The organism is Chryseobacterium sp. 7, from assembly GCF_003663845.1.
GTDB lineage: Bacteria > Bacteroidota > Bacteroidia > Flavobacteriales > Weeksellaceae > Chryseobacterium.
On record NZ_RCCA01000001.1, the window covers coordinates 1,178,747 to 1,192,301 of the forward strand.

At 34.8% G+C, this 13,555-nt stretch carries 13 protein-coding genes; 11 read left to right on the forward strand and 2 right to left on the reverse strand.

Annotated elements, in window-relative coordinates:
* The first annotated feature begins 29 nt into the window (after window positions 1–29).
* Genes CLU97_RS05505 through CLU97_RS05525 form a run of 5 tightly spaced genes read left to right on the forward strand, consistent with a single transcriptional unit; the run spans window position 30 to window position 5,951 of the window.
* Window positions 30–1,076, forward strand: coding sequence for a DUF2931 family protein (locus CLU97_RS05505; RefSeq protein ID WP_262690691.1), 1,047 nt, complete (start codon window positions 30–32; stop codon window positions 1,074–1,076).
* 22 nt (window positions 1,077–1,098) lie between these two features.
* Window positions 1,099–2,937: a phospholipase effector Tle1 domain-containing protein gene (locus tag CLU97_RS05510; RefSeq protein ID WP_121487034.1), complete on the forward strand. Its 1,839-nt coding sequence runs from the start codon at window positions 1,099–1,101 to the stop codon at window positions 2,935–2,937.
* Between the two features lie 6 nt (window positions 2,938–2,943).
* A complete protein-coding gene (locus CLU97_RS05515; RefSeq protein ID WP_121487035.1) occupies window positions 2,944–3,639 on the forward strand; it encodes a hypothetical protein in 696 nt (231 codons plus the stop codon).
* Window positions 3,627–5,003, forward strand: a complete 1,377-nt coding sequence (locus CLU97_RS05520) for a DUF4280 domain-containing protein (RefSeq protein WP_121487036.1) — start codon at window positions 3,627–3,629, stop codon at window positions 5,001–5,003. Before CLU97_RS05515 ends, CLU97_RS05520 begins: the two co-directional genes overlap by 13 nt.
* A 3-nt stretch (window positions 5,004–5,006) precedes the next feature.
* Window positions 5,007–5,951 (forward strand): hypothetical protein, encoded by a 945-nt coding sequence (locus CLU97_RS05525; protein ID WP_121487037.1) that lies wholly within the window; start codon window positions 5,007–5,009, stop codon window positions 5,949–5,951.
* Between the two features lie 16 nt (window positions 5,952–5,967).
* Here CLU97_RS05525 and CLU97_RS05530 read toward each other — a convergent pair whose 3' ends face one another.
* Window positions 5,968–7,314 (reverse strand): IS5 family transposase, encoded by a 1,347-nt coding sequence (locus CLU97_RS05530; protein WP_121486246.1) that lies wholly within the window; start codon window positions 7,312–7,314, stop codon window positions 5,968–5,970.
* Window positions 7,315–7,454: 140 nt separating this feature from the next.
* Between CLU97_RS05530 and CLU97_RS05535 the strand changes: the two genes are divergently transcribed.
* A complete protein-coding gene (locus CLU97_RS05535; RefSeq protein ID WP_147436448.1) occupies window positions 7,455–8,144 on the forward strand; it encodes a hypothetical protein in 690 nt (229 codons plus the stop codon).
* Window positions 8,145–8,530: 386 nt separating this feature from the next.
* Here the strand turns inward: CLU97_RS05535 and CLU97_RS05540 are convergent, their stop codons facing one another.
* Window positions 8,531–9,427, reverse strand: coding sequence for a helix-turn-helix domain-containing protein (locus tag CLU97_RS05540; RefSeq protein ID WP_121487039.1), 897 nt, complete (start codon window positions 9,425–9,427; stop codon window positions 8,531–8,533).
* Window positions 9,428–9,624: 197 nt separating this feature from the next.
* On the opposite strand from CLU97_RS05540, the gene CLU97_RS05545 reads away from it, so the two are divergent.
* From CLU97_RS05545 to CLU97_RS05560, 5 genes are all read left to right on the forward strand, one after another.
* Window positions 9,625–10,476 (forward strand): aldo/keto reductase, encoded by an 852-nt coding sequence (locus CLU97_RS05545; protein ID WP_121487040.1) that lies wholly within the window; start codon window positions 9,625–9,627, stop codon window positions 10,474–10,476.
* 29 nt (window positions 10,477–10,505) lie between these two features.
* The gene (locus CLU97_RS23565) at window positions 10,506–10,676 is read left to right on the forward strand and encodes a hypothetical protein (RefSeq protein ID WP_183084522.1); all 171 of its coding nucleotides are present in this window, start codon (window positions 10,506–10,508) and stop codon (window positions 10,674–10,676) included.
* Between the two features lie 12 nt (window positions 10,677–10,688).
* On the forward strand, window positions 10,689–11,672 hold the full coding sequence (locus tag CLU97_RS05550) for an aldo/keto reductase (RefSeq protein WP_121487041.1): 984 nt from the start codon (window positions 10,689–10,691) through the stop codon (window positions 11,670–11,672).
* A 104-nt stretch (window positions 11,673–11,776) separates the two neighbouring features.
* A complete protein-coding gene (locus CLU97_RS05555; RefSeq protein WP_121487042.1) occupies window positions 11,777–12,847 on the forward strand; it encodes an alpha/beta hydrolase in 1,071 nt (356 codons plus the stop codon).
* 78 nt (window positions 12,848–12,925) lie between these two features.
* Window positions 12,926–13,555: a flavodoxin family protein gene (locus tag CLU97_RS05560; protein ID WP_121487043.1), complete on the forward strand. Its 630-nt coding sequence runs from the start codon at window positions 12,926–12,928 to the stop codon at window positions 13,553–13,555.

Genomic DNA, 13,555 nt, shown 5'->3' on the forward strand with positions numbered 1-13,555 from the left:
TTTTTACTAAGCTTTTATTTTTTATCCAGATCTCGTGTCAGGATAAAAAAAGCGATCAAAAAACTAAAACTATGACAAAATACGAATGGACCGAAGGAACTTCTGCAGCTTTAGGATATCCTATGGAAGTATACAAAGGAGGAATAGAGTGTGAAGGAGGAGAATGGGTAGGGCTAAGTTTTGGAATAGCATCGGGAAATCAAGGTTGGGGAACCATCAATAATGGGATGAGCAATGGTTTCAAAAGCTTACCAAAGCGTTTGGATTTTATCTGGATGTCTTTTATGGAAAACCAGTTTTACCAGGTAGATACAGAAATAGATACCGAAAAGATAAGAAAATATTTCAGCCAGGGATTTTATATAAAAGGAGCAAGCGGAAAGCCACAGCATTTAAACTATGATGGCATTTCTGTGGGGATGGCACCGGGAGGAGTGGTCGTTGTCTGGATATCAGGAGTTGGATGGCAAAAGGAAATAGGAAGATATCAGGGTAAAAAAGTAACCATTCCGGAATCAGAAATTGCTAAGCTGGACAGTCATGAAAACCGGTTTTGGCGTAAAGATTATTTGGAAATGGTACACACGAGAGAACAAATCATTCCCCAAAAAGTACAGGAAGAAAACAAAGGAAAACCAATACCATTGGGTTTATGGGATGTTTACAGAACAAGATTCAGTTGGAAACCCGTTTTTGAACTTCCGGAAAATGCAAAATTAAACCCGCTGAGAGATGTTGGGATTGAAATGATAAATGGTGAAAAAGAACAACTGGATGCTGCAAAAAATCCTTTATCAGATTATGATTTTAGGGCAATTCCCCGCTCAATTTCAATGTCAGTATCAGATAAAGACAATAATAGATACGGAGCAGCATCTAATTTGGACGGAAAATCCAGCCTTGATGCTTTCAATACCGTTTTTGGAGATGATCCCAAAAGTACTAAAGCAGAATTAGTGATAAAAGTGAATGAGGCCTTTAGCTTTTTTACGGTAAAACTAAAAGGAGAAAATGGTAAGGAAGCTTTTATTAAGACAGATTCATTAGAAATGTTTAAGTCGAAAAAGAAAAATTAAGAAAATTCTCAAATGTAAGATTATGGGAAAAACATTAGTATATAACACTGGTAATGCTAAACCTCCTGTAGATGAACTGCATCTGGAGGTAGGTGTTTTCTTTGACGGAACTTTGAATAATCTTAAAAACACCGAGCTCCGTCAAAAATATAAAGATGGCAAAAACAAAATTGAAAGCACAGATTCTGATGATGTAGTTGCAAAGAAAGAAAAAGCTATAGACGATACTACTAAGCAGCAGGAAAAAGAGTATGATAATTTAGACCATAAAAAAAATCCTGATGCAGGTTCCGAATATGACCAGTACCTTAAAGCAATTCACAGAAGCCGTTTAGATAAAATGGGGGTTGATAATAGTTTTAGTAACGACTTCACCAATGTTGCCAGACTGTATAAATGTTGTGAGCAGAGTAACTATGCCATTTATATAGAAGGTATTGGGACGCTGGATAACCGCAGAGATGTAGATGATGGCTTCCAGTACGGATCCGGTATCACAGGGGTAAGAGGAAAAGTGAGAAAAGGATGTGAAAAACTGGCGGAAAGAATTAAAGGAATCATTAGAAATGGTTTAAATGCAGATAAACAATTTGCAAAAATATACATAGATACCTTTGGATTCAGTCGTGGAGCTGCCGCAGCAAGGAATTTCGCTTACGAAATCAATGGGAAGAAAAGACCCGTTGATGTTGAGATAAAAAAATCCAGAAAGATAGTAGGATATACCCAGATGGATTCTCCCGAAGGCCCCATTACAGTTCCGGAATACGGAGACATTTGGATAGATAAAGATAAAACAGAGGTAGATCCTAATTACCTTGTAGATGGAAAACTTCCGAAATTTGGTTTTCTGGGATATTATCTTTTAAGTAAAGATGTACTCACCAAAGAAGAATTGGAAGCCTTAGATCTGGACGTCCGTTTTATTGGGGTGTATGACACTGTATCCTCTTATGAAGAATTTGGTGATATGGGAGTAATGAGACGTGTAGGATGGGAAGGAATGAAGCATTCTACATTAGGATCCAGTTATAATTTCGGAGACGATGTAGAACAGTTACAGCTGCTGAATCCTGGATCATATTTCAAAGCAGTTCATTTTACAGCAGGAAATGAACATAGGGAAAATTTTTCATTAACAAGCTTTCCGGGCAGTGTAGAAAAAGAATTTCCGGGTGTTCACTGTGATATTGGCGGAGCTTATGAAAACGGAAAAGAAACTGTAGACGAAATAGAAACCTCCAATCATAAACCAGTGTGGTTCTTAAACAAGCGCAGACAGCAATTGATTGATGAACATTGGTTTGATGAAGAACAGATAACAATTAATAACAGCTTCCTGAATGTTCTAACAATGGGAGCGGTGTACCGCAAGATTACCGGGATCCGGTTCCTGAGAAAAGAATACAGCTATATTCCGCTTCAGTTTATGGAAGAGCACGGAATAGGCTTTTATGACAATCAGGTGGTCACAAAAACAGAAACAAGCTACTCTATAGATCACGACCAATATCTGCCTTCAGCAAAAGATCTTTTACACCATTATGTGTTTGAGGACGGACAAAAATGGAATTTCAAAACAGACGAAGAAGTTAAGAAAGAAAAAGAGGAAAGAGCAAGAGAAAGACTAGAGAATCCGGAACCAGAGCCGGTGCAGGAACCAATACCTGATGAAGTAGTAGATAAAGACGGTAATGTCATTAAAACGAAGACTTTACAGGAGGTTGTAGTTACAGCTTATCATCCTCAGACATTATTGAGAATTATGCGTAACAAATATCTTCATTGGTCGGCAAACAGAGACTGGATGGGTATGGATCCCAATAGTAATTATGAAAGAATAGTATATCCCCTGAAATAATTTTTTATGCTGCTGGAAAATCTTCATCGGAAAACATATAGGCTTGAAACCATTGTTACAGAGCAGAGAAACCCGGTTTATGCCATTACAAAAAGCTATGCCCGGGAAATTGAAGTATATTATCTTGGGAAAATAAAAAAAGAACATCAATTTCAGATTCTGGTAGTTGAGTTCGATTTTTCGGATAATGATACAGCCATGGGGAAGTTGGTAAGGAAGCTCAGCTATCTGTTTGATGAACTGGAACTCAGGGTAGATAATGAAGGAAATATAATAGCCGTAGATAATCTGCTTTTCCTGCGTTTGAGATGGAGTAAAATCCAGTCTGAATTATCGAAAACCCATAAAGGTGATGCTATAGATAACTATTTCAGCCAGATCAGCAGCCTGTTGGAGGATGAAACAAAAATGATTGATTTTTTGACAGGCTATAATATGTTTGGACTGCTCTTCAACGGGTTGCTGGAGTCATTCGATACCAAAAGAAAAAGAATCTCTCCGGAAGGGTTTACAGAAATCATGATTCCCGAAAAAGATGGAGAGAAAATGACTTTAAAAATCTCAGCTCAAAATCTGGAACATACAGAAATTGATGATTTCAGAGGAATATTTATCTGCAAGGGAAACCAGTATGAAGAAGGTTTTGTAGCCATTAAAAAACAGAATTCTCACTTAAAACATTCATTATTATGGATAGGTTAAAGAACGATGGAGAAGGAAATACTCCGGAAACTCAAACTCAAGCTCAAAATACGGCACAGGATAGCGAGCAGATGAAGGCGGAAAACAGTAAGAAGATGGAGGAGAAGCGTGCTGAAAATGAGGAAAAAGATAAAGTAGAAGATGGGTTGAAAGTTGTCATAGATACAGCAACGCTGGAATGTACTTTGTGTACTGTTCCCAAGGGAATTATGAAAGTGAATTATGATACTCCAACAATACAGGAAAAGAAAACCGCAACTGTAAAAGAGAGAGGTCCGAAAAGTTTAATTTTCACAGGAAATTGTAAAAAAAGCCCACAAATGGCAGCACCATGTGCTTCTGTTATGAATGTAAGAGATTGGCAAGATATAGGCACCTATCTTTCTCAGGAACAATTCATATTGCTGCAGAAAAGTACCATTCCATGTACTTATGGTGGTGTGGATATTAAAATTACCGATAGCGGGCAAATTCATCAGCCGGAAACCGTTGATGCAGCTGGAGCTCCTGTACCTGAATCAAAAGAAAAAATAAATGGCTATTTTTATAATTATAATGGAAGCTTCGAAGGAAATGTAAAAGGGCAAAAAAAAGGAAATGAAAATGATGTATATGCCTGCGAAGGAAAAGGAGCAGAAGAAGATATTTACAAAAGCCCTAAAAAACTGAATATTGTACATAGTGATTTTCAGAAAGTATGTAATATTATTAAACATGAAGGTCTTTCATCAGAAAAAGAAGAATACTTATATATAGCACATACAAATTATAATGAAGCAAAAAGAGTCGGAAAAACAATGTTCCAATTATTAAATTCCAGTTATTCCAGTGTGGATGCTAAGGATAAGGTTGAAATGAAAACTTCAGAAAAAGATACCATTTCTTTGTATTCCAGAGCGGGGGCAATTGATGCTCTTTTAAGAGACGTGGATGAGGTTAAAAATGATCCTACTGATAATGCAACACAATGGGATGGTGAAGATTTTCTTGCCTGGGGTATTGATACTGATTTAAAACCGGACAGTACCACAAAATACGGTCATAATAAGTTTGATGAGTATGATTATATAAAAATAAGTAAAAGCCTGTATGATTCGTTTGAAAGTAAAATAACCGGAAGAAGAGGAACAACTTTAGCTTATAATTCGGTTCATGAAGAGGGGTGTGATAAAGGGACGCATACACACAAAACGGTAAAAGGAAAAAATAAAGCAGTGTATAATCTCCCTAATGAAGATTTTGCAAAAAAAGACTATTGGACAACAGGTGATTTTTATTATAAAAATGCAACTAAGAGATCTTTCGGTCTTGAAGCAACCCGGGTTGCTGGATATACTATATTTTGGAAAAAAGTAAAAGTTTAATCAATGAGAAAATTAGCATACATATTATTCATTTTGGCGGTATTTCATACAAATGCCTGTGCACAAGCGCCTAAATCATATACTATCACTCATATTGTTAATAAAACTATTGATAAAGGAGAATATGTTGATGACAAAAGAATTGATAAAAAAGATAAGACAAGTACAAATAACTTTATTTATATATTCAGCCCGAAAAAAGACAGTATTGCTTTTTACAGATTTACTGACTCGCAGGTATCAGAAAAGAAAGTACCGGATGTATATACCTTAACAAAAAACGAAAATACTCTTTTGCTAACCTCTAAAAATGAAAGTTATACAAACAAACTTAAAATTGCATTCAATGAAAAGGATAAAACAATTTTAGTAGGAGAAAAGGATGTATTTTATTTAAATGACCCTTATTTCAGCTATTTGCAGAAAAACGTTAACGAGTATTTAAACATTCCTGATCTTATTGATTTTTTAGAAGACTTTCTTTCGGGGTATAATCTTGGTGATTTAAAATATATTTCTTCATATGAAAAGTACAAACATAAAGACTTTAAAATATTAAAAGGTTATATGGAATCCTATAGAACCCAGGCAAGTGATTATCTGGACAAATGGAATCTGAAGTTTTTATATGATGATAATGGAATGCCAAAATATGTTTTAAAAGAATCTGTGGAAGGAGATCAGGAACTGGAGAAAAAAATAATACCATCCAATAATGGATTTTTGAAATATACTCAACATACCAATATTGAAAGCAGGCTTATTACTGAAAGTGAAATTTTTATAGATCTAAACAAAAATATCTATGATGAAAAAGTGAGTTCAGTTCAGGTAGGATTAGGAAAAGAAACCCGATATGAAATTAAACAAGTTTCTTATAAAAGATTTCCAACCAATGTGTTTGCGCTAAATTCAACGAGTATTTCCAAAATTATTTCATCAAAATAAAATATCTAGTCATTCCTTAAGAAATGCTATTTTCTAATTTATTTTTAAACATAGAATTAGAAAATAGGATAATTTGTATTTGATAAAAAAATAAACTCAATTCTTTTTTCAGTATTTCCATCATTTTCTTCATATTCCAGGCGGTTGCTGATAATAATGCATTGATTTGTGGCCCCATTTCTCCCATGAAATAATTTTGAGCCAGCCTAAAATCCGTCTTTAAGTGTCCGATGATAGGTTCGATCGCTGCTCTAGTTCTGAATTTCTTGCGTTTTATTTGTTTTTGATAAGCGGTGTCTGTTTTTCTTGGAGTGCTTGGAATAGAGATTTTTACGCCTTTGATCTCCGATTTTCCTCTGCCACCTCGATCGTAAACGAGTTCTTTTGGAAGTTGCTGACCACTGTTTTCCATTTGCTCCAGAAGCGGCTCAATGGTGTGACCATCGTATGGTGTTTGTAAAAATGCCTTAATCCCAAGAATGATTTTTTTGCCTTTGCCCGAGGTCGTTATCAAGCCCACCTTATTTCCAAATTCATACTGTTTATGAGCTTTTCCTTTCGCAATACATCGGGTAAATGGTTTGTGAATGCTGTAAATTTTATCGGTATCGTTTCTTTTTTGAGTAACCGCTTTGGCGTAAAGTGTCAGTGTATTTTTGTAAAACTCTTTCTGTTCTGCCGTAAAATTGCGTTCCAGTTCTCGTATCAGCCTCATGGCGATGGTTTTTAATTGTCTTTGTGACTTTCTTGCCATTTTAGCTCGCTTAGGATGTTTGCCGTTGTAGGTGTTGCGAACCAGTCGTTTGCTGACTTTCGTGTAGCGCTGTCTCTGCTTTAGGCCTTCTTTTTCGGCTATTTTGTTGCAATAATCAATTACTTTTTTACACAATTTCGCATCCGTAGGAAAAGTAGTGTTATTCTCTTGAACCGTGGTATCTGACAAAACAAAATGTGAAGTATTGACCTTTGCATCATGCATCCTTACACTGTAGGCAAAGATTTTTTCAATACCGTTTTCGCCAATTCTTTTTCGGAAATGCACAAAATTACTTGGGTCACACGGGAATTCATGTTCAAAGAAAACTCTTCCGCAAAAATACTGCATGTAAGGATTCATAATCCACGCTGAGGCAAGGGTTTCATCGCCCAAATTGTACAGGTGCTTCAAAAGAAGGCAGCCCACCATAAACCGAATCGGATGACTTGGATTGCCTACTTTAGAATACAATGGAGAAAATTCTTTCTCGAAATAATTCCAATCAATTTTTTCTGAAAGCAATACAAGTTCGTGCTTCTCATCAATAAAATCCACCAACATCGGGCGAAATAATTCTGGCAGTTTTTCTGGATTTTTTCCCAACATATTTGCAAGGTTTTAAAGCTCTAAAATACAAAAACCTGCAAGAAAAAACAAATGAATCAATATTTAGAATACTAATATCCAATGTTTTAAATGTATTTTAAGGAGTGACTATCTATGTTTAAGGATAAATGGTGTCAAAAATGATAAAATACCAATTCAATATAATATTTATTTTTTTGTTTGGCCTGTCATCATATGCTCAAAATGTATCTGTTTTAAAAGATTCTGTATGTGTTTCTAAGGAATGCTTTGAGTTGCAGGAATTAAAAACAGGCACGAAAAATACTGGAATTTATAAGAGAATTCAAAAAAGCTATGATCTTTTTAATGGTACTTTTTTTGACAGTCCAGAGAAAAGATTGAATGCAAAAAAAGATACTTTAAAAAATTTAATTTCAACAAATTCACTGCGTGATAACCAATTCGGATTTGAAAAATATAAGATTTATCTGAATAAAAACGGATTGCTTAATGTATCTGTACATATTCAATCTTATGGTTCCCCATGGGAAGATACAGTCTATTATTTTTTTAATGAATTGAGTGATACAGAAATTGGAGAAAATTTATTCGTCAACAAAAAAGTACTTTTACAGATATGTCGTAAAAAATTAAAATCAGATAAAAGTATGTCATTTCCAATGAACAATCTCAATCAATATAAAATAAGCACCAATATCGCAGGAAACATAACTGGTATAAACTTCATTTTTTATGATGAAAAAAATAGAACCAATAGCGGTTATCCTGAATATTCAGTTTCTTTCACATGGAAAGAAATTGAAAAATTTATTGCACCACAGTATAGAAAACGATTGATTAAAGACTAATAATTTGAAAAGTAAATATTCTGAAAATAATACCTTGATCTTAATAGGATTTTGAAGATCTTAAAAAAATAAAAACCTCTGAAAATTTTCAGAGGTTTTTTGTACCCATAAACGAAGAGATATCGAAACATTTGGTGGAAGATTTGGAAAGAATCGTAGAATTAAATAATCCTTTAATATGACCAAGATTAGCGTATCTTCAAGCACTTTTATCAATGATTTGCTACGTTTGAGCCAAATTAAACAAGAATTATATTGCAATAGTAAGTCTTTATTTGGCTGTGCTTTTCTCTATATTAGTTGAAATAAAATAGAGGTATTTGGTATGAAAGTTAGAAAAATTTTGACTTCCAAATAAAAAGTAAATAATTATTGTGATAACAGATTTAATTCAAACTTCTATATTCATTAGGAGTGACACCCGTTCTCTGCTTGAAAAGTCTGATAAAATGCTGTGGATATTTAAATCCTAATTCGTAAGCAATCTGAGCAATAGATTTATCAATGTTGAAAACTCTTTCCTTGGCAACATCAATAATTTTATTCTGAATATATTCCTGTGCAGTTTTTCCTGTTTCTTTCTTAATCAGATCTCCAAAATAGTTGGCTGAAAAATGTAATTCATCTGCACAATATGCTACAGATGGAAGCCCTACGGTATTAGGTTTCTCAGATGAAAAGTAGGTGTTTAATAATTCTTCAAATTTTTCTAAAATACCTTTATTCACATTTTCCCGCGTAATAAACTGACGGTCATAAAAACGGTCACAATGATTAAGAAAAAGCTCAATATTTGATGTGATAACTTTTTTACTGTGTTTATCTACTGGGCGGCTCAATTCAGATTGAATATCAGCGAACATTTCCAAAACCATTTGCTGCTCTTTTTTAGAGAGGTGCAATGCTTCATTGGTTTGATATCCGAAGAAACCGTATTCAGAAATACTTTTAGCTAAAGAAGTTCCCTTGATTAAATCCGGATGAAAAACTAATCCGTGTCCCAAAGGCTGGTAAATGTCTACTTTATTTTCTACATCAACAACTTGCCCCGGAGAAACAAAAACCAACGTTCCTTCCTGATAATCATAAGTTGCCCGACCGTACTTGAGGTCACCGCATTTCACATCTTTTAAAAAAATACAGTACAGATTAAAGTACATTTTAGACCCGGTCCTTTTATGCGCTTTTGAAAAATCTATCACACTTACCAAAGGATGTAAAGTTTCGTGATTATTAAATTGATTATAATCATCCACTGTATCAAAATTGATTGAATTGCTCATTGCTGTATCATTTTCTAATGCAAATCTAAAGATAAAAATAACCTCTTTTTTACAATCAGAGTCAGAACAGTAATATTGGTTATCAATTCCGTAATCTGTCTACCAATATGCTTGTCAATAGGTTGGAAATTTGCAATAACAAGTTGATAAACAATATTTACTTCTTTATGAAGCAATAATTTAAATTAAATCAAAAAATGAAAAAAGTAATATTAAACAACGGATTAGAAATGCCAATTTTAGGATTTGGAGTATTTCAGGTACCCGATCCTTCGGAATGTGAAAAAGCTGTTATTGATGCTATTGACACTGGATATAGATTATTAGATACTGCTGCATCTTATGGAAACGAGCAAGCTGTTGGTAATGCGATCAAAGCCAGCCAGGTTGCAAGAGAAGATTTATTTATAACAACAAAGCTTTGGGTGCAGGATGCTGGATATGAAAATACATTAAAAGCCTTTGAAACATCATTGAAAAAACTTCAGTTGAATTATCTGGATTTATACCTTATTCATCAACCGTATGGAGATATTTTTGGTTCTTGGAGAGCAATGCAGGAATTGTATAAACAAGGAAAAGTAAGGGCTATAGGTGTTTCTAATTTTCATCCGGACAGGATTGCCGATTTAATTGCCAACAGTGGATTTACACCGGCAATCAATCAGGTAGAGACTCATCCTTTCCATCAACAGGCTGAAACACAAAAATTCTTAATTGAAAATAATGTACAGATAGAATCCTGGGGACCTTTTGCAGAAGGAAAGAATGATATTTTTAATAATGAAGTTTTAAAAACGATCGCAGAAAAATACAACAAATCTGTAGCTCAGGTGATTTTGAACTGGTTAACAAGCAGAAATGTTATCGTTATTCCAAAATCGGTAAGAAAAGAAAGGATGGCTGAAAATTTCAACATTTTCGATTTTGAACTTTCTTCTGAAGAGATGAATGCTATCGCCACTTTAGATACTGCTTCCAGTCTTTTCTTTGACCATAGAGATCCCAATATGGTTAAATGGCTTAGTGAAAGAAAATTGGACTTGTAATCAAATTTCATCAGTAAAAATATGATCAAATGAATAGAAGAGATATAATAAAGACAGCTGGTTTAGCAGCCGTTGGAAGTACATTGCAAAATTTCAATTCCATACTTAAAGCAAATACAATTGATTATAAATTGTCGGAAGGGATATCATCTTTTGTACAGCAATTTTCAGATGTTGAAGCGCCTTTAAAAACAAAATAAAATTTAGTAAAAATGGAAAAAAGAATATTAGGAAATAACAAATTAGAGATTTCCGCATTAGGATTAGGATGTATGGGATTAAGTTTTGGTTATGGAAAAGTAACCGAAAAACAGGAAGCCATTCAGTTAATAAGAGCCGCTTTTGAAAATGGGGTAACTTTTTTTGATACAGCCGAATGTTATGGCCCATTCACCAATGAGATATTAGTTGGGGAAGCATTGAAACCCTTTAGAAAAGATGTTGTAATGGCCACCAAATTCGGATTTGAAGATGGAGATTCTACAAAGGGCTTAGACAGCAGCCCTGCAAGAATCAGAAAAGTGGTTGAAGATTCTTTGAAAAGACTACAGACAGATTATATTGATTTATTTTATCAGCATAGAGTTGACCCAAATATTCCGATTGAAGATGTTGCCGGAACGGTAAAAGATTTAATTACTGAAGGTAAGGTCAAGCATTTTGGTCTTTCGGAAGCTGGCGTGGAAACGATTCGCAGAGCACACGCAGTACAATCCGTAACCGCTTTACAAAGTGAATATTCTTTGTTTTACCGTGAACCTGAAAAAGAAATCATTCCTACATTAGAAGAATTAGGTATCGGATTTGTTCCGTTCAGTCCATTAGGCAAAGGTTTTTTAACAGGAGCAATCAATGAAGAAACAAAATTTGAAGACTCAGATTTTAGAAATATTGTGCCTAGATTCTCTGAAGAAAACAGAAAGGCAAACCAGGCCTTAGTAGATTTATTAAAATCAATTGCAATGGAGAAAGAAGCTACTCCTGCTCAGGTTGCTTTAGCTTGGTTGCTGGCTCAAAAGAGCTTTATTGCTCCAATTCCCGGCACTACCAAATTACATCGTTTAAAAGAAAATATTGGCGGAGTTGATTTAAAACTGAGTTCTCAGGATTTATCTGAAATCGAAGATGCTCTTTCTGTAATTAAAGTTGTTGGAGAAAGATATCCGCAGCACTTAAAAGAAAGGGTCGGAAAATAAGAATATACTAAAATCAATCAAGTGTAATATTTTATTCTTACCAAAAGAAAAGGGTATTCATTTTCTTTTCTAAATTATTGATAATTAACTTTAAAAGAATGAGCATGACAAATAAAACAACGAAATATTTAAGCTTAATCATCTTAATTTTAGTCTCCAGTTTTTTTGTTAAGGCACAAAATAAGGTGGCACAAAAACCCATTACTATTGCATCTCAAGGTAATTTCTCAGCCGGAGGTTCGGTGATCAAAAGTGAAGGCGTTTTCGATCCATTAAAACCATGGAATGTGCCTCAAGGAGGGCAAACAAGGCACGGAGATCACGCGGATGTTTTTTACCAAATTCCTGTAAAACCTAAAAAACTTTCGATGGTTTTCCTGCACGGTTATGGACAGTCTAGACGAAGCTGGCAGACCACAGCAGATGGAAGAGAAGGTTTTGCCAATCTATTTTTAAGAAACGGGTATAGTGTTTATCTTGTCGATCAGCCAGGTCGTGGAGAGGCCGGGCAGACCACAAAACCCGGACAAATTAGCGGTACGCCAGATGACCAGACTTGGTTTACCCAATTTCGAATTGGTCTTTACCCCAAATTCAATGAAGGCGTTCAGTTTCCAAAAGACAGCATTTCTATGGATCAATTTTTCCGTATGATGACACCTAATACAGGAAGTGTAGATGAAGCAGCGATTGTTAATGCAATGTCTTCGGTTATGGATAAATCCGGAAATGGGATTCTTTTCACACATTCGGCAGGAGGCTCACCCGGATGGAAAACAGCCATTAAGAATGAAAAAATTAAAGCTGTTGTTGCCTATGAACCCGGAGGATTCACCTTTCCGGAAGGAGAAGAACCTGAAGGAAACCGAGGAGGAAAAGGTGTTCCCATACAAGATTTTATGAAGCTAACCAAAATCCCAATTATAGTTTACTATGGAGATTATATTCCAACTGAAGAAACTACTGCAGCATCACTAAATTTTTGGAGAACCGTTCTGAAAACGGCAAGGCAATGGGCGAAAGTTGTCAATAGTCACGGTGGTGACGTTACTATTGTTCATCTTCCGGAATTGGGTATCAAAGGAAATACCCATTTTCTAATGTCTGATCTGAATAATGCAGAAGTTGCAGGATTATTATCAAAATGGTTGAAAGAGAAAGGGTTGGATGAGTAATATTGGTTGCATTATCCGTAATCTGTCTACCGATTTTAAACTGCTATTTTCTGAATTTTGTTAAACAATAAATGATATATGGAAAAGTTGAAAAATTTTGGTGTATGGTTTTGTGCAGTACTTCTATTATTATCATCTTGCTCAAAAGCTCAGAAATCAATGTCTGAAAAAAAGGAAATGTTGAAAGACAAAAATGTATTGATTGTTTATCTATCTCGAACAAAAAATACAAAAACAATTGCCGACATCATTCATCAAAATACCGGTGGAACCTTAATTGAGTTGGAATTACAGAATCCTTATCCCGAAGATTACAAAGCAATTGTAGATCAGGTGGCGAAAGAAAATGACACTAATTTTTTACCTCCGCTTAAAACAAAGATTGACGATATAGAAAAATATGATGTGATCTTTTTGGGGTTTCCAACCTGGGGAATGCAGTTACCACCTCCGATGAAAAGTTTTTTGTGCCAGAACAATTTTAAAGGGAAAACAATTATTCTTTTTAATACCAATGCAGGTTATGGTATTGGAAACAGTTTTGACACCGTGAAAAAGCTAAGTCCTGGCAGTACAATATTAGAAGGCTTTACGATCAAAGGTGGTGTTGAGCGGGATGGTATTCTGTTCGTAATGGAAGGAAAGAAGAAAATTGAAGCAGAAAAGAAAGTAAAAGAATGGCTTATCAGGATCGGAATGTCTAAATAA